Below are 23,396 nucleotides of genomic sequence, written 5' to 3'. Positions count from 1 at the left end.
GGCCCTTCCGTCAAGCCGGACACATCCGTCATTCCCTTCGCCCCGCTCTGAGATAGAGCAGGAGCGAAGCCGGAAAATGGGGGGTATCCTGCCCAAGCACAAGGTCCACTCTCTGGCCAAGATAGGTAACCTCGCGTCGCGGCGGCAGGCGCATCGTCTCTTCCTGCCCCAGATCGACAGCCAGCACCACCTCTGCCCCCGGCAGGGGATCGGCGTTCAGAAGTCCCACCCCCCGCGCCTCGATCATCCCCGCGATCGCGGGCGGACAGGCCGCCCACACCGCCCCATCACGGCACGAAAGCGCCACCCGGTCATCGGCCACCAGCCGCGCGCCCAGCGCGATCAACTGCAAGGCCAGCGCCGATTTCCCCGCCCCCGATGGCCCGGTGATCAGAACGCCCCGCCCCTCCACCGCCACGCAGGTGGCGTGCAGCACAAGCGCAGCGCCGGTCACACCGGCAGACCGACCACAAACCGCGCGCCCAGCGGGTCCGACGTGACATCGGCATGGGTCGGGCGGATGTTCTCGGCCCAGATCACACCGCCATGCGCCTCGACGATCTGCTTGGAAATCGCCAGACCAAGGCCCGAATGTTCCCCGAACTGCCCCTGCGGGCGTTCGCTGTAGAACCGTTTGAACACCTTGGTCAGCGCCTGTTCGGGGATGCCCGGCCCGGTATCCTCGACCACCACCAGCACCCGGTTCTCGCGCCGCCGCGCCCAGACGCGCACCGCATCGCCATCTTCGCAGAAGCTGATCGCATTGGTGATCAGGTTCACAAAGACCTGCGCCAGCCGCGCCTCCAGCCCCCGGATCAGGATCGGATCATTGGGGAAGTCCGTGATGAACTCCACCCCCTTCTCATTGGCCTGCTGGCCAAGATATTCCGAGATATTGGCAAGGGTGCGGACAAGGTTGAACTCCTCCTCCTCCTCCTTGACCAACTCGCTGTCCAGCCGCGACGCGTTGGAAATGTCGCTCACCAGCCGGTCCAGCCGCCGCACGTCATGCTCGATCACATCCAGAAGCTTGTTCTTCTGGTCATCCCGCTTGGCCACGCGCAGCGTGCCGACAGCCGATCGCAGGCTGGCAAGGGGGTTCTTGATCTCATGCGCCACATCCGCCGCGAACTGCTCATTCGCGTCGATCCGGTCATAAAGCGCCGCGACCATGCCCCGCATGGCCACCGACAGCCGCCCGATCTCGTCTGGCCGCGCCGCCAGATCGGGGATGCGCACCCGCCCCGGCGCCATCTTCCGCGCGTCCCGGTCGCGCCCCAGCTCCGCCGCCGCCGCAAGGTCCGACAGGGGGTTCGCGATGGTCGATGCCAGCACAAGGCTCAACCCGAAAGACAGCATCAGCGATGCGACGAACAACAGCAGGACCTGCTCCCGCTCGCCCCGCACCAGCGCGTCGATCCCGGCCTGATCGCCGGTCAGCGCCACCACCGCCACCACCTGTCCGTTCACCACAACGGGTTGGGCCACCGCGAACAGCCGCCCGCCATCCGGGCCGCGCCCGTCGGCGCGCACCGCCTCGCCGCGCAGCGCCGCCGGCACCAGCGTCTGGACCAGCGCAAAGCCGTCCGCGCCCTCCACCTCCGCCGCGCCGCCTGACACCAGGCGCCGCACGCCGTTCCATGCCCCCGTCAACGTATCCACGATGGGCGTCGGGCGCGTCACGACCTCCGCCCGCGGCGCCCCGGCGCGGCGCGCGGCCAGCGTCCCGTCGGCGCCGATGGCAAAGGCCTCCGTGCCCGCAGGCACCGCCACCCCCTCCAGCACCTGCGTCAGACGCGCCGCATCCAGCGGCCCCGGCGCCGCCGTCCCGACCGCCTCGAACACGTCAGAGACCAGCGCCGCCTCGCTCACCAGTTCCGCCGCGCGCTGCGTCACCAGTGTGTCGCGGAACGGGTTCAGGAACAGCACACCGCCCGCCAGCACCAAAAGCGCCAGCAGGTTGAACAGGATGATCTTGCGCGCCAGCGGCGACTGGTTCAGCGACACCAGCCCCCGCCGATCCCGGCTTGCCCGCAAGGCAGGATCGACCAGCCCCTCGCCCGAGGTCCAGTCTTCCCCAAGAATGACCTCACCCGAACGGGCCGGGCGACCATCCTTTCCCATGCGTGGCGCTGCAGTCATTTATTCTTCGTTGTACCGATAGCCGATTCCGTAAAGCGTCTCGATGGCCGAAAAGTTATCGTCCACCGCCCGCATCTTCTTGCGCAGCCGCTTGATGTGGCTGTCGATGGTGCGGTCATCGACATAGACTTGGTCATCATAGGCCACATCCATCAATTGGTCACGGCTCTTCACAAAGCCCGGCCGTTGCGCCAGCGCCTGCAGCAGCATGAACTCCGTCACCGTCAGGGCGACATCCTGCCCCTTCCATGTCACCGAATGGCGCAGCGGGTCCATGCGCAGGTTGCCCCGCTCCATGATCTTGGTCTCTTCCGTCACCGCCACCTCGCCGCTGGCGATCGCTTCCTGACGGCGCAGCAGCGCCCGGATGCGCTCCACCAGCAGGCGCTGGCTGAACGGCTTCTTCACATAGTCATCCGCGCCCATCCGCAGACCCAGCACCTCGTCGATCTCATCGTCCTTCGAGGTGAGAAAGATCACCGGCATGGTCGTCTTCTGCCGCAGCCGCTGCAGCAGGTCCATCCCGTCCATCCGGGGCATCTTGATGTCCAGCACCGCCATGTCCGGCAGGCGGCGGTTGAAGGCGTCCAGCGCCGATTGCCCGTCATTATACGTTTCGACCTCGAAGCCTTCGGCCTCCAAGGTCATTGCGACGGATGTCAGGATGTTCCTGTCATCGTCGACAAGCGCGATCCGTGCCATGATGAAATCCCTATACTGCCCATGTGTCATTGGTTTTTTTCTTTGCGCAGCATGATCATTTTTCCATCACAGGGAATCAACCGATATGTGCGAATCGCGTCATTTGCAGGGCGGGATCGGCGCGGAAAACCCACGAGAATGGCGAAATTGCCGCACATTTCCGCTAGGGCACCCGGATTGTTTCCGGGGATCGCGCAAAACTGACCTTGGTTGCGCTAACGATCGCAACCCGGCTGTTCCCTGCGGCGAATGACGTGTTATAGCAACAAAATGTCGCTTCCGATTTGGCCCGGAAACCGGCATCCGCCCCTTGGCCCGGGCGGGAGTTGTTGGGAATTCAGCGCCGGTGCAATCCCGGCCGGAGGAGCTTGCAGGATGACGAACGGACGCGTGAACCCCGCGCATGACTTGGCACATCAAGGCATCACAGGCCTGGGGAACGTCTACTACAACCTTCTGGAACCCGCCCTGATGGAACAGGCGGTCACGCGCGGCGAAGGCCGGATCGGCAAGGGCGGCGCCTTCCTCTGCTCCACCGGCCAGTTCACCGGCCGCTCGCCCAAGGACAAGTTCGTCGTCCGCACCCCCGGCGTGGAAAACACCATCTGGTGGGAAAACAACGCCCCCATGGCCCCCGATGCCTTCGACCGGCTCCATGCCGACATGCTGGCCCACATGAAGGGCCGCGATTACTTCGTGCAGGATCTCTATGCCGGGGCCGACCCGGTGCATCGCCTCGATGTCCGCGTCGTGACAGAACTTGCCTGGCACGGCCTCTTCATCCGCCACCTGCTCCGCCGCCCCTCGCGCGACGAGCTGGACAGCTTCACCCCCGAATGGACGATCATCAACTGCCCCAGCTTCAAGGCCGACCCCGCCCGACACGGCTGCCGCACGGAAACGGTGATCTCGCTCAACTTCGACAAGAAACTGATCCTGATCGCCAACACGGCCTACGCGGGCGAAAACAAGAAATCCGTCTTCACCCTGCTCAACTACCTCCTGCCCGAAAAAGGCGTGATGCCGATGCACTGCTCGGCCAACCACGCCATCGGCAACCCGGTGGATTCGGCGGTCTTCTTCGGCCTTTCGGGCACCGGCAAGACCACCCTCTCCGCCGCGCCCGACCGCACGCTGATCGGCGATGATGAACACGGCTGGTCCGACCGTGGCACCTTCAACTTCGAAGGCGGCTGCTACGCCAAGACCATCAACCTCAACCCCGAGGCAGAGCCCGACATCTACGCCACCACCCACCGTTTCGCGACCGTGGTGGAGAACATGGTCTATGATGCGGAAACGCTGGAACTCGATTTCGACGATGACAGCCTGACCGCGAACATGCGCTGCGCCTACCCGCTCGACGCCATCCCCAATGCGTCGGCTACCGGTCTTGGCGGCCACCCGCGCCACATCATCATGCTCACCTGCGATGCCTTCGGCGTCCTGCCGCCCATCGCGCGGCTGACACCCGCGCAGGCCATGTACCACTTCCTGTCGGGCTTCACCTCCAAGGTGGCCGGCACCGAACGTGGCGTCACCGAACCCACGCCCACCTTCTCCACCTGCTTCGGCGCGCCCTTCATGCCGCGCCGGCCCGAGGTTTATGGCAAGCTTCTGCAACAGAAGATCGCCAAGCACGGCGCGACCTGCTGGCTGGTGAACACCGGCTGGACCGGCGGCGCCTATGGCACTGGCCGCCGCATGCCGATCAAGGCCACCCGCGCCCTGCTGTCCGCCGCACTCGACGGCTCGCTCGGCCATGTGGAATTCCGACGTGACGCCAATTTCGGCTTCGACGTGCCGATCGCCGTGCCGGGGGTGGAGGCCACGCTCCTGAACCCGCGCGACACCTGGGCCGACAAGGCAGCCTATGACGCGCAGGCCGCGAAACTGGTGGACATGTTCTCCAAGAACTTCGCCCAATACGTCCCCTTCATCGACGAAGACGTGAAGGCCGCCGCGATCGGGTGACCCTACACGTAGGATGGGCAGATTGCCCATCCTACACGTCCCCATCCTACATGGTCCCAGCGTAGGATGGGCAGATTGCCCATCCTACCCACCTCACATTACCGCCTGCCGCACCAGGTTCAGCCCCGTCAGCACCAGCAACCCTTGGGTCCAGCGGCGGAACCGTGCCTGATCCAACCGGTCCTGCACCCGGTATCCCACCAGCATCCCCGCCATCGCCGGCACCACCAGCGCCGCCGAAAAGCCCAGTGACGCCGCATCCGCCACCCCCGTCCGCAGATGCGCGGCCAGCAGCGCCACCGCGCCGATCAGGAACACCACCCCCTGCACGCGCACCGTCTCGGCCTTCTCTGCCCCCACCGACAGCAGATACACCAGCAGGGGCGGCCCCCAGATGCCCGAAATGCCCCCGAACAGCCCGCCCAGCACGCCCAGCCCCCACTCCGCCCGGGCCCGATGCCGGATCGGCAACGCCAGCGGCACGCCCATCAGCTGCGCCGCCGCAAAGGCCGTTACCGGCACCCCCAGCACCAGCAGATAGGCCGTCCGCGGGATCACCGTCAGCAGCGGCGCCGACAGAAGGATGAACACCACCGTCCCGATCAGGAACCGCCGATAGGCGATCACCGTTTCCCAGGCCGCGCCCAGGCCCTGCCGCGTGGACTGGCTCATGTTGGTGATCAGCGTGGGCAGGATCAGGCCCGCCACCGCCAGTTCCGGCGGCAAAAACCCGTTGAAGGCCGAAATCATGATCAGTGGCATGGCAAAGCCCACCGCCCCCTTCACGAAGCCTGCAAACAGCGTCACAGCCATCGCCGCCCAAAAGGCCGCAGGCTCCAGCCCCGCCATCGCCCAGTCCATGCCCCTACCTCCCCGCCCGCGCGCCGCTCCGCCCGTTTCCCCGGGTCTGGCCCGACCATGCCGCCCCGCCCCGCGAAAGCCAAGCCCCACCCGCGCGCTGGCCCGACTCACCCGTGACGCCACGGCACAACAGGGTTAACGCAGCGTTATCCCTCCCGGCGTATGCACGTCTGTCTGCATACTCTCCTGCATGCATTCCGGCACAACCAAAATCGCCCAGAACCACAGATTAATCCAGCGCCCGCAAAGACTTGCTTGAAAGGTCGGCCCTCAGAGAGTGGCCAAGTCCGCCCTCCAGCGGCCCTCGGCCCCGGCGAACCACGGAAATTCCGCTGCGACATTTTCCTTCACTTGATCTTTTCTGCACGAAATTAAGTTGCTCTGCGCCCGCAAAGGCCCTACCTATCTCGCAACCGCAGAATAACGCTTCCAAGGTGCCCACCATGCCCCACGATGGCCAGCCGATGACGACCTCGCCGCTTCTCGCCAACCTCACCGCGCTGACGGCCGAGGCCCTGCCCGAGGTCGAGGCGATCTTCCATCAGGCCCGCGAAAACCTGCGCGCCATGGTCACCGTGGCGGGCAAGGTCTCGGCACAGGCGCTGGAGGAACACCAGTACGCCGCCCATGCGCTTGCTTGGCTCGCCACCTATACCGAAAGCCTGCGCCAGATGCAGGCCTGGGCGCTGCGCCTCGAAAGCGCGGGCCAGTTCTCGGAAATGGAGGCGCTCCTCCTTCAGATCGCCTATGGCGAATATCTGCACCACATCCACGGCGGCATTCCCATGAGCCAGGGGGAGGTCGCGCGCTTGCAGGACCTCGGCCTCACCCCGGCCCAGCCCGGCGCGGCGGCGGTGGCCCTTATGGCCCGGGGCAACACCGCCGCCGCCCGCACCCGCCTTGTGGCCCTGATGCGCGACAATCAGGGCCGTGCCACCTTCGGCGCCTCCGGCCTCGATGAAGAACTGGAAATGATCCGCGACCAGTTCCGCCGCTTTGCCGATGACAAGGTCATCCCGCACGCCCAGGAATGGCACCTGAAGGATGAGTTGATCCCGATGGAGATCATTGAGTCCCTTGCCGAAATGGGCGTCTTTGGCCTGACCATCCCCGAAGAGTTCGGCGGCTTCGGCCTCTCCAAGGCCAGCATGGTCGTCGTGTCCGAAGAACTTTCGCGCGGCTATATCGGCGTGGGCTCGCTGGGCACGCGCAGCGAAATCGCCGCCGAGCTTATCCTCTGCGGCGGCACGGCCGAACAAAAGGCCAAATGGCTGCCGAAACTCGCCTCGGGCGAAATCCTTCCCACCGCCGTCTTCACCGAACCCAATACCGGCTCCGACCTCGGCAGCTTGCGCACCCGCGCCCGGCGCGACGGCGACGATTGGGTGATCAACGGCAACAAGACCTGGATCACCCACGCCGCCCGCACCCATGTGATGACGGTGCTGGCCCGCACCGTGGATGGCACCACCGATTATCGCGGCCTGTCCATGTTTCTGGCCGAAAAGACGCCCGGCACGGACGAGACCCCCTTTGTGGATCAAGGTCTTTCGGGCGGCGAGATCGAGGTGCTGGGCTACCGCGGCATGAAGGAATACACCGTCAACTTCGACGATTTCCACGTGAAGGGCGAAAACCTTCTGGGCGGGGTCGAAGGTCAGGGCTTCAAGCAACTGATGCAGACCTTCGAATCCGCCCGCATCCAGACCGCCGCCCGCGCCGTGGGCGTGGCGCAATCGGCGCTGGAAGTCGGCATGAAATATGCCGAGGATCGCAAGCAATTCGGCAAGTCCCTGATCGAATTCCCCCGCGTGGCGGGCAAGCTTGCCATGATGGCGGTGGAAATCATGGTCGCCCGGCAGCTCACCTATTTCTCCGCCTGGCAGAAGGACAATGACAAGCGCTGTGATCTGGAGGCGGGCATGGCCAAGCTGCTGGGCGCCCGCGTGGCCTGGGCCAGCGCCGATAACGCGCTCCAGATCCACGGCGGCAACGGCTTTGCGCTGGAATACCAGATCAGCCGCATCCTCTGTGACGCCCGCATCCTGAACATCTTTGAAGGCGCGGCAGAAATTCAGGCGCAGGTCATCGCCCGCCGCCTGCTGGATTGATCAATCCTTCCCTGTCACGCTGATGGATCAAACGCGGACTGGCCCCCCGGTCCGCGTTTTTCACCTCAGCGACCGCCCGCCACCTTAACAAACCCTTAACGACACCGATTTCTGGCACAGAAATCGCCGCGTTCTCTGCACGCAGAAAACGGCCCCCAACGCACCGCGCGGATACCGATTTTTGCGTGCAGGAATCGTCGCGAAATCTGCGTCAGATTTCGCCCTGTCACTCCCCGGGGACAGGCCGCCCATGCGATGGCCGCAGCGTCCCCAGTCGCGGATGCAACCGCCCGGCAATGGCGAAGGCCCCGATCATCCCGGCCCCCGTCACGGCAAAAAACGCCGCCAGCGGCGCGCCAAAAGGCACCAGAACGATCCAGGCCGACGCCGGGGTCAGGATCCCGCTCACATCGCGGAAGCTGCTGTAAACGGCCGACATTTCCGTCCTCTCCGACGGTTTCACCGCCATCAGGAAGGGCAACCCCCCCACCACATCCAGCAGCACCAGAAACACCGACGCACCCATCATCGCCACAACCGCCACCCAAGGCAGCGGCGAAAACACCGCGCTGGCGATGAAACACAACCCGCACAGGCCGAACGCCGTCCGAACCGCCCGGCGCACCGACCGCCGCCGCGCATAGCGCAGCATGAGGGGCGAGATGAACAAAAGCGCGTTCGAGATGGACAGCGCCACCCCACCCACCTTGTCGCCCAACCCGCTCTCGATACAGAAGATCGGCAGATAGACGACATAGACCCACCACCCGCAGGACCGCATCACCGCGAACATCCATCCCGCGATCAGCCGGGGCTGGCGAAAGAACCGCCCCAAATAGGCCAGGGGGTTCAGCGCAGGCCCCTTCGCCCGCGCGATCTGCTTGCCGTTGCCCAACCGCAGGATCCAGAACACCGCCAACAGGCAGAGCGCGAATGTCCCCGCCAGCAGGAAGGGCGCGGGCGCCCACCAGTCATGCAGCGTCACCCCCAGCATCGGCCCGATGGCCCAGGGCGCAGCGGAATAGACCATCTGGGTGGATTGGCTCCGCCCCAGATCGGTGCGATCAATGTAATCAAGCACATAGGCGTTGAAGCAGACAAAGGTCGTCGCCGTCGCCGCCGCAAGGCACATCAGCGCCAGCGGCACCGTGACCACCGTCCCCGTCACCGCCAGCGTCATCCCCACCAGATAGAGCAGGCAACCGCTCGTATACATCCAGCGCCGGGGCAGATGCCGGGTGAACCACGGCACCATCAACCCCCAGACCAGCGCCACGATCCCCGCCCAGAAATAGGCGCTCGACGTGGCCTCGGCGCTGCCCAGCGCGTCATAGACCACCAGAGGCATGGCCGAAATCAGCGTGCCCCGCACGCTCGCCTCGATCCCTGCCAAGAGGGCGAAGTTCTGCACCTTGGGCGTGGGCGAATGGCGCAGGAAAAGGGGAAGGTATCGGGTGGCCATGATCTGTCACAAATTTGTGCAATCAGCGCATCCTGCGGGCGCCGCCGTCTGCACCACGCGCGACAGATCGCGTCGGGAATGGACCCCTCACCCCCGCAACTCGCCCGTCACATCCACCGGCCCGACTGCCCCCCGCAGAATGGCGCGATAGATCACAAGGCTTTCCGTCACCCGCATCACATAGGTGCGCGTCTCGGTAAACGGGATCATCTCCACCCAATCCACCACATCCACATTCGGATCCCGCGGGTCCCCGAACATCCCGATCCACCGCTTGGGCCGCCCTGGCCCGGCATTGTAGCCAGACGCGATCAGCGCGACCGATGTCCCGAATTGTTCAACGAGTTGCGCCAGATAGCCCGTCCCGATCCGCACGTTATAGGCCGGATCGTTCAGCTTGCGCGCATCAAACGACAGCCCCACCCGCGGCGCCACCAGCTTGGCGGTCGAGGGCAGCACCTGCATCAACCCCCGCGCATCCGCCGCCGACCGCGCCGCCGGGTCGAACTCCGACTCCCGCCGTGAAATCGCCAAGGCCAGCGCCCGGCTCACCGGCAGCCCATCGCCCGGCACGAAGGCCGGCACCGGATAATAACTGCGCGGCAGGATCACGCCCTTCTCTGCCGCCTGCTTGGCCACCACCAGCGCGATATGCGGCTCCTCCATCTGCAGGGCCAGATCGGCCAGTTGCCCCAACTCTGCCCCGCTCAGGCTTTCCCCAAGATGCAGAAAGAACCGCTTGGCCAGATTGCGCTCTCCGGCGCGGGACAAAAGCATCGCCGCCTCCAGCACCGAGGATTGCGCAAACGATGCCCCCCGCCAATCCGCAGGCCGCCCGTCATGCAAAAGCGCCGGGTCCAACGACTGGCCCAGCGCCTCTGCCGCCAACAACCCGTAATAGGCGCTCTGATGCTGCGCCGCCTGCTGCAATTCGGCCGTGCCGCCCGCCTGATCGCCCGCCGCCAGCAGCGCCCGCCCCGCCCAGTAATGCGCGCGCGACACCGAGATCGGCGTCGCCACGCCTTCCCGCAGATTGCGGAAATGCGTCAGCGCCGTCTGGGCGTCCCCCAGTTTCCGCAGCGCGATGAAGCCTGCCAGAAATTCCAGATCGGCATAGCCCGATCCACCGCTGGTGAAATGCCGCGCCGCCACGCGATAGGCCGCCTCCGGCTTGTCCGCCCGCAAAAGCGACCGCGCCAGCGCCGCCCGCCGCTCGGCCCAGGCCTCTGGATCGCCCAGTGCCGCCGCCCCGGTCGATTGCGCGATCACCAGTTCCGCCGCCTCGTCATCCCGGTCGCGGCGGAACCGCCAGTCGAACCGCTCATAGGCCAGCCCCGGATCTGCCTGCAATTCGGCGGGGATACGGTCGATCAGCGCATTCACCCCATCCGCATCCGCCCGCAGCGCGATGCGCGCCTGCGCCAGCGCCTGCCAGCCCGGGCCGACGCGGGGCAGCATCCGCTTGGCCTCGGCCACCCGGTTCTGCCACAGCAGGCGATCCAGCCGCACCTCATGCGCCACCCGCAGCGCCTCGCCGTAAAGGCCAAGGATGTCCTGTTCTTCCTCGGCGGAAAAGGCCAGTTCCGTCCACGCGCGGAACGCCTCGGCCTCGGCCTCCGGCCCGCGCTCCAGCGCGCGCAGCGCCTTGATCAGCGCGAGCGACCCTTCCGCCGTTTCCGGCAAACCGCCCCCGAAATAGGCCACCACCCGGCCGGGATCGGTGGACCGCGCCACCGCCTCTTCGCCCTTTTCCTTCAACAGCGCCATGCCCGGCCAATCCGCCCGCCGCGCAAGGAAATCCTCGTAATCCCCCAGCCGCCCATCGCCCGCCCGCAGCCGCTGCCAGGTGATGATGTCGGCCCCCACCTGCCCGGCCCCGCGCGCCGTCGCCGCCGCACTGTCCCAATCGCCGCTTGAGGCCTGCGCCATGGCCTGCCGCAGCGCCGCAGGATCGGCCAGCACCGCCCCCGGCGCCAGCATCAGGAATAGGGAGAAAAGCCACCCAAGGCGGCGCAAATGTGCCATCGTCTGCCCGATCATCGTTCTTGTAGGTTATGCGTGATCCTTGCGCGCAATCCTGCCGCACCCGGATCGCCCCCGCAACCCACAAGCGCGTCAGCGCCTGCCCCACTTGGCAAGGCTTTGCCACAGGTCTAGGAAGGGCGCGTTTGCAACCGGGCGCACCGCGCCCAGAGACAGGAGACGCGTGCCATGATCCAAGGGTCCATTCCCGCCCTGGTAACGCCGTTCAAGAACGGCGACCTTGATCTGGACACGCTGAAGAAACTTGTCGACTGGCAGATCGAAAGCGGCTCCACCGGCCTTGTCCCCGTCGGCACCACGGGCGAAAGCCCGACGCTGAGCCACGAGGAACACGAAGCGGTGGTCGAGGCGGTGGTCAAATTCGCCGCAGGCCGCGTGCCGGTGATCGCGGGCGCAGGCTCCAACAACACCGTCGAAGGCATCCGCCTGATCCAGCACGCCGAACGGGTGGGGGCCGATGCCGCCCTCGTCGTCACGCCCTATTACAACAAACCCACACAGGCGGGCATGATCGCGCATTACACCGCGCTGCATGACTGCTGCACGCTTCCCATCATCATCTACAACATCCCCGGCCGCTCGGTCGTGGACATGACGCCGGAAACGATGGGCAAACTCGCCCAACTACCCCGCATCATCGGGGTCAAGGATGCGACCGGCAAGATCGAACGCGTCTCGATGCAGCGCGCCTCCTGCGGGCCGGATTTCATCCAGCTTTCGGGCGAAGACGCAACTGCGCTCGGCTTCAACGCCCATGGCGGCACGGGCTGCATCTCGGTCACCGCCAACGTCGCCCCCAAACTCTGCGCCGAATTCCAGGCGGCCACGCTGGTGGGCGACTACCGCAAGGCGCTGGAATATCAGGATCGGCTGATGCCCCTGCACGAGGCGATCTTCCTAGAACCCGGCCTTGCGGGCGCGAAATACGGCCTCTCCCTCCTGGGCCGCTGCAGCGAAGAGGTGCGCCTGCCGCTGGTGGGCCTGACCGACGCCACCAAGGCCCGCATCCGGGCCGCGATGGAACACGCAGGGCTGCTGTGACGGCAAAGATCCCGCGCAGCGCCAATCTGCGCGGGTCGCTCTGGATGGTTGCCGCCATGGCGGGCTTCGCGGTCGAGGACATGTTCCTCAAATCCGTCACCGCCCATATCCCCTTGGGGCAGGCGCTTCTGATCTTCGGCCTGACCGGCGCCGCCTTCTTCGCCATCCGGGCAAAGCGCGCGGGCGATACCCTGCTGCACCCCGCCCTCCTCTCCCGCCCCCTGCTCCTGCGTTCAGGGTTCGAGGTGGCGGGTCGCCTCTTCTATTCCCTCGCCATCGCCCTCACCCCTCTTTCCACCGCCTCCGCCATCCTTCAGGCCACCCCCCTCGTCGTCGTGGCGGGCGCGGCGCTTTTGTTCGGCGAAAGGGTCGGCTGGCGGCGCTGGACCGCCATCACCTTGGGTTTTGCGGGCGTCCTTCTGATCCTGCGCCCGGGGGCCCAGGGTTTCACCCTCCTCTCCCTCGTCACCGTGGCAGGGATGCTGGGCTTTGCGGGCCGTGACCTTGCCACCCGCGCCGCGCCCCCGGCGCTGTCGAACCGCCAGCTGGGCGTCATCGGCATGGCCATGCTCGCCATCGCCGGGGCCGTCATCCTGTCTGTCACCGGCGGGGCGCGCCTGCCCGATCCAACCGCGCTGGCCATGCTTGCCGGCGTTATCGTCTTTGGCATCGCGGGCTACAACGCCCTCACCATCGCCATGCGCACGGGCGAGGTGTCGGTCGTCACCCCCTTCCGCTACACGCGCCTTGTGTTCGCGATGATCCTCGGCATCGTCGTCTTTCAGGAACGCCCCGACGCCCTTACGCTGGCAGGCTCCGCCCTTGTCGTGGCCTCGGGGCTCTACACCCTGTCCCGCGCGCGCCGGGCATAACTGGACTTCGCGCCGCCCATCGCCTATCTCGGCACGACCATGGCCACGAAATCCGACCCCAACTCCAAACTCATCGCGGAAAACCGCCGCGCCCGCTTCGATTACCACATCGAAAGCGATCTGGAGGCAGGCATCATGCTGCTGGGGTCCGAGGTGAAAAGCCTCCGCCAGGGCGGATCGAACATCGCCGAAAGCTACGCCTCCGTCGAAGGCGGCGAATTGTGGCTGATCAACGGCTACATCGCCCCCTACCGCGAGGCCAAGACCTGGGGGCATGAGGAACGCCGCCGTCGCAAGCTTCTGGTGTCGCGCAAGGAACTGTCGCGCCTGTGGAACGCCACCGCGCGCGAAGGCATGACGATCGTGCCGATCCGCATGTATTTCAACGACCGCGGCATCGTGAAGATCAAGCTCGGCATCGCCAAAGGCAAGAAGCTGGCCGACAAGCGCGAAACCAGCGCCAAGCGCGACTGGGACCGCGAAAAGGCGCGCCTCCTGAAGATGTCCAAGCGGGACTGACTCAAATTCCTTCGAAGGAATTTGCAAAATTCTTCAAAGAATTTTGGCCCTTTCCTGCGCGCAGAGAACGTCGCGGTTTCTGCGTCAGAAATCGCCCGAGACCCTGTCCCGCCCTTGCCACAAAGGCGCGATCCGGCTAACTGCCCCCAGACCGCATGGCCGGAGGCCCACCCGTGACCGACGATCCAAAGACCCTCGTATCCACCGACTGGCTCGCCGCCCATCTGCGCGACCCCGACCTACGCATCCTCGATGCTTCGTGGTATCTCCCGGATGCAGGCCGCGACGCCCGGGCCGAATACAATGCCGCCCATATCCCCGGCGCGCGTTTCTTCGATATTGACGAAATCTCGGACCAGCGCTCCGCCCTGCCCCACATGGCCCCCCCGGTGGAAAAGTTCATGTCGCGCATGCGGGCCATGGGCGTGGGCGACGGGCATCAGGTGGTCGTCTATGACGGCGCGGGTCTTTTCTCCGCCGCCCGCGTCTGGTGGACCTTCCGCCTCATGGGCAAGACCGATGTCGCCGTGCTCGACGGCGGTTTCCCCAAATGGCGGGCCGAAGGGCGCGAGATCGAAGACCTCCCCCCCTTGGTCCGCGACCGCCACATGACCGTGTCGCGGCAGAACCAGCTGGTGAAGGACGTCACGCAAGTGGCCCATGCCTCCAAGCTGCGCGAGGCCGAAATCCTCGATGCCCGCTCTGCCGCGCGCTTCGCGGGCGAGGCACCCGAACCCCGCCCCGGCCTGCGCGCGGGCCATATTCCGGGGTCAAGGAACATCCCCTATGCCACGGTCCTGAATGCCGATGGCACGCTGAAATCCATTCCCGACCTGCGCGCCACGTTCGAGGCTGCAGGCGTTGATCTGTCCAAACCGGCCATCACCACCTGCGGATCTGGTGTGACGGCGGCAGTGCTGTCCTTGGCGCTGGAACGGATCGGCCACCGCAACCACGCGCTTTATGATGGCTCCTGGGCGGAATGGGGGATGTATGACGATCTGCCTGTCGAAAAAGGCGCAGGGGAAAAGGGATAGCCGATGTTTGACCAGTTGAAGGCCCAACCGCAGGACAAGATCCTGCAACTCATCGCCATGTATCGCGACGATCCGCGCAGCACGAAGATCGACCTCGGTGTCGGGGTCTACAAGGATGCGACCGGTCTCACCCCCGTCATGCGCGCCGTCAAGGCCGCCGAGAAAAAGCTGTGGGAGACCGAGACGACCAAGACCTACACAGGCCTTGCGGGCGAGCCCGCCTATAACGCGGCCCTGTCGTCGATGATCCTCGGCGATGCCGTGGCGGCTGATCGCATCGCCTCTGTCGCCACGCCGGGCGGCACGGGCGCCATCCGGCAGGCGCTGGAACTGATCCGCCTTGCGACGCCCGCCGCCACGGTCTGGATTTCCAACCCCACCTGGCCGAACCATCCGTCGATCATCCGCTACCTCGGCATGAACATGGCCGAATACCGCTACTTCGATCCTGCCACGCGGGGGGTGGATTTCGCCGGGATGATGGAAGACCTCGCCCAGGTGCGGGCGGGCGATGTCGTCCTGCTGCATGGCTGCTGCCACAACCCGACCGGCGCCAACCTCGATGCCGCGCAGTGGCAGGGCGTCATCGCGCGTCTGGCCGATCAAGGCGCGATCCCGCTGGTGGACCTCGCCTATCAGGGCTTCGGTGACGGGCTGGAGCAGGACGCCGCAGCCACCCGGCAGATCGCCGCTGCCTTCCCCGAGGTGCTGATCGCCGCCTCCTGCTCCAAGAATTTCGGCATCTACCGCGAACGCACCGGCATCCTGATCGGCATCGGGGCTGCCGCGGGCAAGGGCGTGCTGCAGGGCAACCTCAACTTCCTCAACCGCCAGAACTACAGCTTCCCGCCCGATCACGGCGCGCGGCTGGTGACGATGATCCTCGAAGATGCCGCGCTCCGCGCCGACTGGATGACCGAACTGGAAGAGGTGCGGCTGAACATGCTCACCCTCCGCCAATCGCTGGCGGATGAGCTGCGCAAGGCCACCAATTCCGACCGTTTCGATTTCGTCGCCACCCATCGCGGCATGTTCTCGCGCCTCGGCCTGACCGAGGCGCAGGTAAACACGCTGCGCGAAGATCACGGCATCTACATGGTGGGCGACAGCCGCATCAACATCGCAGGCCTCAATACCCGCACCGTCCCCATCCTCGCCGCCGCCATCGCGCAGGTAGCGGGCTGACAGGCACTGGCACCGAAACTTAAGCGCCCGCCGCACCCTGCGGCGGGCGCTTTCCGTTCGGAGAATGGCAGGCGCAATTCGGAGTGATGCCGCGAAACCGCCAAAGACCGTTCTGAAAAGCGCCGGAAATCCGCGCAATACCCACCGCATGTCCAGTGTGTTTGCCAGACTTCCTTCCTACCAGTTCTTCGCCATCATCGTGGCGGGTGTCCTTGCCCTCTACGCGATGGGCTATTTCGACCCCGTCCCCGAACAATCCGACGATCCCAGCGGCACCTATCTTTACTACGGCCCCGAAGGGGAAACCCGTCCCGCCCCCGGCGCAACAGCCGCCGAACAGGCCGCCGCCGCAACGGCCCTTGCCAATAGCGACTATTTCGGCGCCCTCGCCATAGGGCCGGGCGGACGCCAAGGGGTCTGGACGGGCGCGCGCAAACCCGAACTCGCCCGCGCCTACGCCCTCGCCCTGTGCGGCGATGACTGCCGCGTGGTTGCAGAGCGCCTTCCCCTCCACCGCGACCCGTCCCGCAGCGAACCCGTCCTGACCCGCGCCATGGCACAGGGCATCGCCACACGCTCCATGCTCAGCGAAGGCACGGTTGCAGTGGGCGGGGCAAATGCCTGGGGCGCAGACTTTCTGGGCAAGCGGCGGCGAAGTGCAGGCTTTATGCGCGACGCAGCCGAGGATTGCGAAGCCCGCCGCGCCACCGAACCGCTGGCCGATACCCCCCTGTCCGAACCCTGCCGCGTCCTGCGCGTGACGGGGATCGAGGATCTGCGCCCGAGGCCACAACTCTACCCTGCCGCTTTCACCATCGCACCCACCGAAATCGCCCCCGCAACCCGGTCGCATGTCATCCACCTGGCCGGTGGGCCGAAGCTCTGGCTGCAACCCTATCTCCCGAAAGGCCTGCACGGCACCCACGCCGCCAATGGCGGCGACGGCGGCGAAACCGTGCGTGAGGCGGGCTGGCCCGAGGCGGGGCGCGAAATCGCCCTTCTGTTCTGCGAAACCCAGCGCCGCCCCTCCGAAGGCCCCTGCGCCGTGACCCACATGAATGTGCCCGTCGAAAAGATGGAAGGCGTCCTTCCTGTCCCCCCCGACGTCTACTCCGCCTTCCAGCACTGGCAGGCGACCAAAGGGCCGGGCGCATTTGCCCTCAGCCCCTATGGCGTCTGGGGATCGTCCCACGACATGCCGGACGCGAGCGCCGCGATCCAACGCGCCGCCGACTGGTGCTGGTACCACTCGCGCCGCACATGGGTGTATCGCAAGGTGAACGATGCCTTCCTCGACCCCGCCATCCCCTGCCGCATCATCGCCATCCGCGACCGCTGATCCCGCCGCAACGAAAAACGGCCCGCGGGGGGAGGATCCCGCGGGCCGTCTCAGTTTCGCGCCGAGGAAGGGAGGAGGAACCCCGACGCGCCGTTTTCTGACGGGGCCACCCGCAGGCGGCCCCGCCAATCTCACATGTTGTAGGCGCGCTCGCCGTGTTCGGCGATGTCCAGACCTTCGCGCTCCACTTCCGGCTTCACGCGCAGGCCGATGGTCAGGTCCACCAGCTTGAACAGGATGAACGACCCGATCCCCACGAAGACGATGGTGAACGACACGGCCTTGACCTGCGCCATGAAGGCGGTGGAGAACACATACTCGGCCACCTGCAGCGTGCCCGGCTGCGACAGGTAGTCAGGGATACCCGCACCACCCAGCGCCGGGTTCACCAGGATGCCCGTGCCCAGCGCGCCGATGATGCCGCCCAGACCGTGGATCCCGAACACGTCGAGCGAGTCGTCCAGCCCGAACTTGTTCTTGATGAAGCCCACGAAGATGAAGCAGATCACGCCCGTCACCAGACCCAGCACGATCGCGCCCATCGGCCCGGCAAAGCCCGCCGCCGGCGTAACCGCCACCAAACCCGCAACAACACCCGACACAAGGCCCAGCAGCGACGGATGACCCTTGGTCGCCCATTCGGCGAACATCCACGCCACGCCACCCGCAGCCGCCGCCACGAAGGTGTTCACGATGGCCAGAGAGGTGATCGCATTGGCTTCCAGGTTGGACCCGGCGTTGAAGCCGAACCAGCCAACCCACAGCAGGGCCGCGCCGATCATCGTCATGGTCAGCGAGTGCGGCGCCATGGATTCCTTGCCATAGCCGATCCGCTTGCCCACCACGATCGCACCGACAAGCGCCGTGATGCCCGAGTTGATGTGAACGACCGTACCACCCGCAAAGTCCAGCGCGCCCCAGTTCCAGATCAGCCCGTTCGCGGCCAGATTCGCGGCGGCAGCTTCGGCAGCGGCAGTGTCACCGGCGGCTTCGGCGATCAGCAGCGCGGTCTGCTGTTCAGCCAGGAAGTCCGGGCCGCCCCACCACCACACCATGTGCGCCATCGGGAAATAGATGAAGGTCACCCACAGCACGACAAACACGATGATTGCCGAAAACTTCACCCGCTCGGCAAAGGCGCCGACGATCAGCGCCGGGGTGATGCAGGCAAAGGTCATCTGGAAGGCGATGAAGGTGTATTCCGGCATCCAGATCCCGTTCGAGAAGGTGGGAACCAGCGTCGAGTAATCCACGCCCGCCAGGAACATCTTCGACAGGCCACCCACATAGGTATCCAGCGACCCGCCGTAGGAGAAGGCGAGCGAATAGCCATAGGTCACCCAGATCAGGCAGACGATGGCGGTGATGGCAAAGACCTGCGTCAGCAGCGACAGCATGTTCTTGGTGCGCACCAGACCGCCATAGAACAGCGCCAGGCCCGGCACCGTCATCAGCAGCACAACGATGGTCGCCACCGACATCCACGCCACGTCGCCCTTGTCCACGACCTTTTCATAGACATAAGGCGTCAATTCCTGCGCCACGGCAGGCAGCGCCGACAGGCCCGCGACAAGCGCGGAAAGGCCGGACAGTTTCATCAAACTCTTCATTGTTGCGGTTTCCCCTTCCCTGCGTCTCTCAGAGCGCATCGTCATTGGTTTCGCCGGTGCGCACGCGCACGGCCTGTTCGACATCCAGAACAAAGATCTTGCCGTCGCCGATCTTCTCGGTCTTCGCGGTTTTCTGGATCGTATCGACCACCTGGTCGGCCAGGCTGTCGCTGACCACGATCTCAAGCCGGACCTTCGGCACAAAGTTCACGGCGTACTCGGCGCCACGATAGATTTCGGTATGGCCGGACTGCGACCCAAATCCCTTGATCTCGGTCACCATCATGCCCCTGACGCCGATGGTGGTCAGTGCCTCACGGACCTCCTCCAGCTTGAACGGCTTGATTGCAGCAATGATGAGTTTCACGTCGTTCCCCTTCCATTGGCGGGGGCCCGTTTAGGCCCTTGACGGCATGAAGAGGGGCCACTGCCCGCCACGACAAGGAAAGCCAGCGTCGCCCATCCCCCCGCAGCCGCATATTTTGCACAATTTTTGCACTTTTTGTAACGTGTGACTAATTTTTAAGCATAAAATGTAAGCGAATCGTTGCCGATCTGTGAACATCATCCTGTCTCCACATTCCGCTGCTGGCAGGCTAGACTGACGGCGCAGCAGCACGCAGAAGACGGGCAGAGACAGGCATGGCAGCATCGGGCAAAGGGCGCGGGTCGCTCGTCGCGGACAAGCGTTACACACCTGCACGCCAGACGCCGGCCCGCAACACGGGCGGCGGGGGCGGCACGCCGCCGCGCCGGCCATCGCGCGGGTCCGGCTCGGGTCGCCCGCCGCGCAAGCGCGGGCCCATCGGTCGCGTCTTCTTCGGCTTTTTCGGCCTGATCTGGCGGATCGTCTGGGGTGTGGGCTGGCGGCTCGGCGTTGTCGGCGGCTCGGTCCTCGGCGCGGCCATCCTCTACTTTCTGGCCCAGCTTCCCGATGTGGAACAGCTGGTCGATGCCCGCTCGCGCGGGTCGGTCACCTTTCTTGACCGCGAAGACAAGGTCTATGCCTGGCGCGGCGAAACCTTCGGCGGCATGATCACCGCCGACACCGTCTCTCCCTTCCTGCATGACGCCGTGGTTGCCACCGAAGACCGCCGCTTCTACCGCCATCTCGGCATCTCGCCGCGCGGCATCGCCAGCGCCATCCGCATCAACCTGTCCGAAGGACGCGGCCCGCTGGAAGGCAACGGCGGCTCCACCATCACCCAGCAGGTGGCCAAACTCCTCTGCCTCGGCGTCCCCTACGACCCCGCGCAATGGGAATCAGAGGCCGATTACGAAGCCGACTGCCGCCGTGGCAGCATCGCGCGCAAGATCAAGGAAGTTCCCTACGCCATGGCGATGGAGTTGAAATACTCCAAGGAAGAAATCCTCACGATCTACTTCAACCGCGCCTATCTGGGCGCGGGCGCGCGCGGGTTCGAGGCCGCCGCCCAGCGCTATTTCGGCAAATCCGCCAATGAGGTGAACGCCGCCGAAGCCGCGATGCTGGCAGGGCTGCTGAAGGCGCCCTCCTATTTCGCGCCCACCAACAACATGGACCGCGCCCGCGCCCGCGCCAACGTGATCATCGGCCTGATGGAAGAACAGGGCTACCTGACCGCCGATCAGGCCGAAGACGCCCGCGCCAACCCCGCCCGCCTGTCCGAGGCCGCCGCCTCCCGTTCCGGCGGCTTCTTCGCCGACTGGGTGATGGAAACCGCCCCCGCCTTCCTGACCAAGCAGACGACCGAGGATGTGGTCATCCGCACCACGCTCGACCAGCGGCTGCAGAAGGCCGCAGAAGAGGCGCTGGCCTTCGTGTTCGAGACGAAGATCAAGCAGGGATCGAATGCCCAGGCCGCCATCGTGGTCATGTCCGCCGATGGCGCCGTGCGCGCCATGGTCGGCGGCCGCAAGATCGAGGCGGCAGGCAGCTTCAACCGCGCCACGCAGGCGCTGCGCCAGACCGGATCGACGTTCAAACCCTTCGTCTATGCCGCCGCGCTGGATCTGGGTTACAGCCCGTCGGATTTCGTCGAAGACATCCCCCTGACGCTGAACATCCCCGGCTCCGGCCCGTGGACGCCCAAGAACTACGACAATGAATTCAAGGGTCTGATCACCCTGACGCAGGCGTTGGCCGAAAGCCGGAACATCCCCGCCGTCAAGGTCTCGGAATGGGTGGGCCGCGATGCCGTGCGGCAGGTCGCCAACGGCTTCGGCATCAAATCCAACCTGACCGACGTCCCCTCCATGGCGCTTGGCGCCTCCGAGGCGACGCTTCTGGAAACCACGGGCGCCTTCGCGGGCATCCTGAACGGCGGGTCCGCTGTTACGCCTTACGGGCTGGTGGAACTCAGCCTGCAGGGCGAATCCGAACCGCTGATCGGCGCCACGGGCGGGATCGGCGAACGCGTGATCCAGGAACAGTCCGCGCGCTATCTGACCTACATGATGTCGCAGGTGATCGAGGCCGGCACCGGCACCCGCGCCCGGCTCGAAGGCCGCCCTGCGGCGGGCAAGACCGGCACCACACAGGCCGCCCGTGACGCGTGGTTCGTGGGCTTTACCGCCGATTACGTCGCGGGGGTCTGGATGGGCTATGATGACAACACGCCCCTCACCGGCGTCACCGGCGGCGGCCTTCCGGCCGAGATCTGGCACGAGGTGATGGTCCGCGTCCACGAAGGGGTGGAGGTGAAGCCCCTGCCGATGGACATCCCCGAACCGCGCGTCCCGCCACAGCAGCAATACCCTGAATACGCCCAGCCCCTGCCCGACCAACCCGCCCAGCCGCAACGCGACCGGTCGCAGGAAGACCCGGTCGAATCCTTGCTGCGCGATCTGCTGGGCCTATACTGACTGGCGCAAGACCCGGCATCCGCGCAACAAAAAACCCGCCGGGACCAGACCCGGCGGGTTTTCTTATGCTATCGGATGCGCCTTACAGCGTGCGCAGTTCCGCCACCAGCCGGTCGATATCGCCGCCATTGCGATCCAGAAGCGCCCCGATCTCCGTCCGCTCAGAAGCCAGCATGTTGACCCCTTCGATAATGATGTTGAAGAACAGGTTCCGCCCCGACTTGTCCGACACATGCCAGCGCAGGTCGAACGGCGCCTCGCCCTGCAGATAGGCGACCGAGATCACCTCGAAATAGCTCTTGATCGGGCGCGCATCCGTTACCTCGATCCGGCCCCCGATGAATTCGCGGAAGCGGCGGCCGTATTTCCGGCTCAGATAGCCTTGAAATGCATCCGTAAAGGCCGAAAGCTGCGCCCGGCTGGCCTGCCGCGCCGCAGGCCCCAGCGCCGACCGCGCGATCACCGGCACATCGGCATAGCGCGCGAACAGCCGCTCGAAATCGCCAAACATCGCGTTCTCCGATTTGCCGGATGCAATGATGCGGTTCACGTCCGCCACGGCGGAATCAATCAGCGACCGCGCATCGTTCACCGTCAGCGCGAACACCGGCAGCGGCATCCCGAACGCGGCCGATGCCGCCAGCGCGATGGACGTAAATCCCCGGCGCGTCATCCGGGTCGCGTTGTGATCACTCTGCATAGGGGTCCTCGAAATCAGAATAGGGATCCTCGAAAGCGGCATAGGGGTCTTCGAACCCCTCCTCCGCCGCGCCCGCCGCGCCGCCCAGTTCGAAGCGGCGGTTCTGCAGATACAGCAGGCGCGTCTGCGCATAGCTGTCCGCACTTTCATACAGGACCGAATCCACCGTGTCGCTGTAGCGCGCCCTGCGGCTCAGCCCCGAGGCGACCTTCGTGCCCGTCGCGTAATAGGATTCCGGCTCCGGCAAGGCCAGCCGCACCGGGTTCGCCGCCACATCCACGATCACGCCGATGAAATCGCGATCGGTCGTCGGCCCCAGCAGCGGCACCTCGGCATAGGTGCCCTCCGGCATGCCCCAGACATGCAGCGTCTCGCCGAAATCGGTGGGATCGCCCTCGATCCCCAACGCGCTGGCCGGATCGAACAGCCCGCCGATCCCCACCGTCGTGTTCAGCGCAAAACGCAGCGTGTTCTCGGCCGCGCGGCCCAGACGCAACTGCAGCACGTTGTTCACCACATCGCCCGGCGCATCGAGGTTGCTGGCAAAATTGGAAATGCCCTGCTCCACCGGCTCGGGCAGAATGCTGCTATAGGTCGTGGCAGCCGGGCGCAGCAACGCCCGGTCCAGCCCGCGGTTGAACGCATGGACCTGCCGGTTGCTCGCCTCGTTCGGGTCCTTGACGCCTGTGGCGATCGGTGCCGGGCCGCAGGCCGTCAGCAGCGCCGCGCAAAGGCCCGCCACCACCAGCGCCGGCCGCGGCGCGCCGCTTGCCGCCATCCCGCCCGTGCTATCGCGTTTCACCATCATCCTGTCTCACCGTCCCGCCTGTTCACCCTGCTCCCGTCCCGCCCAAGCGGATCGCAACCGGCGACACATCCGCCAGCCATAAGCCCCCGCCCCGCCCTTGACAACCGCCACGCCCTCGCGCCCCGGTCACGAATTGCGGAAACCCG

The 23,396-nt window shown here is 65.7% G+C and carries 19 protein-coding genes; 9 read left to right on the top strand and 10 right to left on the bottom strand.

Features of this window, described 5'->3' with window-relative positions:
- Positions 1-28: 28 nt before the first annotated feature.
- Genes GU920_RS17395 through GU920_RS17385 form a run of 3 tightly spaced genes read right to left on the bottom strand, consistent with a single transcriptional unit; the run spans position 29 to position 2,844 of the window.
- Positions 29-454: an HPr kinase/phosphorylase gene (locus GU920_RS17395; RefSeq protein WP_161768380.1), complete on the bottom strand. Its 426-nt coding sequence runs from the start codon at positions 452-454 to the stop codon at positions 29-31.
- Positions 451-2,142, bottom strand: coding sequence for a sensor histidine kinase (locus tag GU920_RS17390; protein WP_161768379.1), 1,692 nt, complete (start codon positions 2,140-2,142; stop codon positions 451-453). Before GU920_RS17390 ends, GU920_RS17395 begins: the two co-directional genes overlap by 4 nt.
- Complete coding sequence (locus tag GU920_RS17385; RefSeq protein ID WP_161768378.1) at positions 2,143-2,844, bottom strand: response regulator transcription factor; 702 nt, start codon at positions 2,842-2,844, stop codon at positions 2,143-2,145.
- Between the two features lie 375 nt (positions 2,845-3,219).
- On the opposite strand from GU920_RS17385, the gene GU920_RS17380 reads away from it, so the two are divergent.
- Positions 3,220-4,818 (top strand): phosphoenolpyruvate carboxykinase, encoded by a 1,599-nt coding sequence (locus GU920_RS17380; RefSeq protein ID WP_161768377.1) that lies wholly within the window; start codon positions 3,220-3,222, stop codon positions 4,816-4,818.
- A 93-nt stretch (positions 4,819-4,911) separates the two neighbouring features.
- Here GU920_RS17380 and GU920_RS17375 read toward each other — a convergent pair whose 3' ends face one another.
- Entirely contained in the window at positions 4,912-5,679 is a 768-nt protein-coding gene (locus GU920_RS17375) for a sulfite exporter TauE/SafE family protein (RefSeq protein ID WP_235933368.1), read from the bottom strand.
- Positions 5,680-6,122: 443 nt separating this feature from the next.
- Between GU920_RS17375 and GU920_RS17370 the strand changes: the two genes are divergently transcribed.
- Positions 6,123-7,790 (top strand): acyl-CoA dehydrogenase family protein, encoded by a 1,668-nt coding sequence (locus GU920_RS17370; RefSeq protein ID WP_161768376.1) that lies wholly within the window; start codon positions 6,123-6,125, stop codon positions 7,788-7,790.
- A gap of 226 nt (positions 7,791-8,016) precedes the next feature.
- On the opposite strand, the gene GU920_RS17365 is transcribed toward GU920_RS17370, so the two are convergent.
- Both GU920_RS17365 and GU920_RS17360 read right to left on the bottom strand, forming a co-directional pair.
- Positions 8,017-9,252, bottom strand: a complete 1,236-nt coding sequence (locus GU920_RS17365; protein WP_161768375.1) for an MFS transporter — start codon at positions 9,250-9,252, stop codon at positions 8,017-8,019.
- Positions 9,253-9,339: 87 nt separating this feature from the next.
- On the bottom strand, positions 9,340-11,277 hold the full coding sequence (locus GU920_RS17360) for a lytic transglycosylase domain-containing protein (RefSeq protein WP_235933367.1): 1,938 nt from the start codon (positions 11,275-11,277) through the stop codon (positions 9,340-9,342).
- A gap of 186 nt (positions 11,278-11,463) precedes the next feature.
- On the opposite strand from GU920_RS17360, the gene dapA reads away from it, so the two are divergent.
- The 6 genes from dapA (at position 11,464) to GU920_RS17330 (ending at position 17,288) form a co-directional block, all read left to right on the top strand.
- On the top strand, positions 11,464-12,336 hold the full coding sequence (gene dapA, locus GU920_RS17355) for a 4-hydroxy-tetrahydrodipicolinate synthase (RefSeq protein ID WP_161768373.1): 873 nt from the start codon (positions 11,464-11,466) through the stop codon (positions 12,334-12,336).
- Positions 12,333-13,208, top strand: coding sequence for a DMT family transporter (locus GU920_RS17350; RefSeq protein ID WP_328799309.1), 876 nt, complete (start codon positions 12,333-12,335; stop codon positions 13,206-13,208). Before dapA ends, GU920_RS17350 begins: the two co-directional genes overlap by 4 nt.
- A gap of 39 nt (positions 13,209-13,247) precedes the next feature.
- Positions 13,248-13,727 (top strand): SsrA-binding protein SmpB, encoded by a 480-nt coding sequence (gene smpB, locus GU920_RS17345; protein WP_161768372.1) that lies wholly within the window; start codon positions 13,248-13,250, stop codon positions 13,725-13,727.
- 173 nt (positions 13,728-13,900) lie between these two features.
- The gene (sseA, locus tag GU920_RS17340) at positions 13,901-14,764 is read left to right on the top strand and encodes a 3-mercaptopyruvate sulfurtransferase (RefSeq protein WP_161768371.1); all 864 of its coding nucleotides are present in this window, start codon (positions 13,901-13,903) and stop codon (positions 14,762-14,764) included.
- A 3-nt stretch (positions 14,765-14,767) separates the two neighbouring features.
- The gene (locus GU920_RS17335; protein WP_161768370.1) at positions 14,768-15,949 is read left to right on the top strand and encodes an amino acid aminotransferase; all 1,182 of its coding nucleotides are present in this window, start codon (positions 14,768-14,770) and stop codon (positions 15,947-15,949) included.
- Between the two features lie 148 nt (positions 15,950-16,097).
- Positions 16,098-17,288 (top strand): hypothetical protein, encoded by a 1,191-nt coding sequence (locus GU920_RS17330; RefSeq protein ID WP_161768369.1) that lies wholly within the window; start codon positions 16,098-16,100, stop codon positions 17,286-17,288.
- A 131-nt stretch (positions 17,289-17,419) separates the two neighbouring features.
- On the opposite strand, the gene GU920_RS17325 is transcribed toward GU920_RS17330, so the two are convergent.
- Positions 17,420-18,886 carry an ammonium transporter gene (locus GU920_RS17325; RefSeq protein WP_161768368.1) on the bottom strand — a complete coding sequence of 489 codons (1,467 nt, stop codon included), beginning with the start codon at positions 18,884-18,886 and terminating at the stop codon, positions 17,420-17,422.
- A gap of 40 nt (positions 18,887-18,926) precedes the next feature.
- Positions 18,927-19,265 (bottom strand): P-II family nitrogen regulator, encoded by a 339-nt coding sequence (locus GU920_RS17320; protein WP_161768367.1) that lies wholly within the window; start codon positions 19,263-19,265, stop codon positions 18,927-18,929.
- A 275-nt stretch (positions 19,266-19,540) separates the two neighbouring features.
- On the opposite strand from GU920_RS17320, the gene GU920_RS17315 reads away from it, so the two are divergent.
- Positions 19,541-21,742 (top strand): transglycosylase domain-containing protein, encoded by a 2,202-nt coding sequence (locus tag GU920_RS17315; protein ID WP_161768366.1) that lies wholly within the window; start codon positions 19,541-19,543, stop codon positions 21,740-21,742.
- Between the two features lie 82 nt (positions 21,743-21,824).
- Here the strand turns inward: GU920_RS17315 and GU920_RS17310 are convergent, their stop codons facing one another.
- Positions 21,825-22,442 carry an MlaC/ttg2D family ABC transporter substrate-binding protein gene (locus tag GU920_RS17310; protein WP_394351573.1) on the bottom strand — a complete coding sequence of 206 codons (618 nt, stop codon included), beginning with the start codon at positions 22,440-22,442 and terminating at the stop codon, positions 21,825-21,827.
- Complete coding sequence (locus tag GU920_RS17305; protein WP_235933366.1) at positions 22,432-23,250, bottom strand: MlaA family lipoprotein; 819 nt, start codon at positions 23,248-23,250, stop codon at positions 22,432-22,434. The genes GU920_RS17310 and GU920_RS17305 overlap by 11 nt, the downstream gene beginning before the upstream one ends.
- Positions 23,251-23,396: the final 146 nt, after the last annotated feature.

It is taken from the genome of Paragemmobacter ruber, assembly GCF_009908315.1.
In the GTDB taxonomy this organism is placed as follows: domain Bacteria; phylum Pseudomonadota; class Alphaproteobacteria; order Rhodobacterales; family Rhodobacteraceae; genus Paragemmobacter; species Paragemmobacter ruber.
This window is presented reverse-complemented; position numbering and strand designations above follow the sequence as displayed.

Excerpts from the sequence above, each read along its gene's own strand:
- GU920_RS17325 (WP_161768368.1), bottom strand. The coding sequence starts at position 18,886 with ATGAAACTGTCCGGCCTTTCCGCGCTTGTCGCGGGCCTGTCGGCGCTG.
- GU920_RS17360 (WP_235933367.1), bottom strand. The coding sequence starts at position 11,277 with ATGGCACATTTGCGCCGCCTTGGGTGGCTTTTCTCCCTATTCCTGATG.
- GU920_RS17385 (WP_161768378.1), bottom strand. The coding sequence starts at position 2,844 with ATGGCACGGATCGCGCTTGTCGACGATGACAGGAACATCCTGACATCC.
- GU920_RS17365 (WP_161768375.1), bottom strand. The coding sequence starts at position 9,252 with ATGGCCACCCGATACCTTCCCCTTTTCCTGCGCCATTCGCCCACGCCC.
- GU920_RS17335 (WP_161768370.1), top strand. The coding sequence starts at position 14,768 with ATGTTTGACCAGTTGAAGGCCCAACCGCAGGACAAGATCCTGCAACTC.
- GU920_RS17315 (WP_161768366.1), top strand. The coding sequence starts at position 19,541 with ATGGCAGCATCGGGCAAAGGGCGCGGGTCGCTCGTCGCGGACAAGCGT.
- GU920_RS17370 (WP_161768376.1), top strand. The coding sequence starts at position 6,123 with ATGCCCCACGATGGCCAGCCGATGACGACCTCGCCGCTTCTCGCCAAC.
- GU920_RS17390 (WP_161768379.1), bottom strand. The coding sequence starts at position 2,142 with ATGACTGCAGCGCCACGCATGGGAAAGGATGGTCGCCCGGCCCGTTCG.
- GU920_RS17305 (WP_235933366.1), bottom strand. The coding sequence starts at position 23,250 with ATGATGGTGAAACGCGATAGCACGGGCGGGATGGCGGCAAGCGGCGCG.
- GU920_RS17310 (WP_394351573.1), bottom strand. The coding sequence starts at position 22,442 with ATGCAGAGTGATCACAACGCGACCCGGATGACGCGCCGGGGATTTACG.
- GU920_RS17380 (WP_161768377.1), top strand. The coding sequence starts at position 3,220 with ATGACGAACGGACGCGTGAACCCCGCGCATGACTTGGCACATCAAGGC.
- GU920_RS17375 (WP_235933368.1), bottom strand. The coding sequence starts at position 5,679 with ATGGACTGGGCGATGGCGGGGCTGGAGCCTGCGGCCTTTTGGGCGGCG.
- smpB (WP_161768372.1), top strand. The coding sequence starts at position 13,248 with ATGGCCACGAAATCCGACCCCAACTCCAAACTCATCGCGGAAAACCGC.
- dapA (WP_161768373.1), top strand. The coding sequence starts at position 11,464 with ATGATCCAAGGGTCCATTCCCGCCCTGGTAACGCCGTTCAAGAACGGC.
- GU920_RS17330 (WP_161768369.1), top strand. The coding sequence starts at position 16,098 with ATGTCCAGTGTGTTTGCCAGACTTCCTTCCTACCAGTTCTTCGCCATC.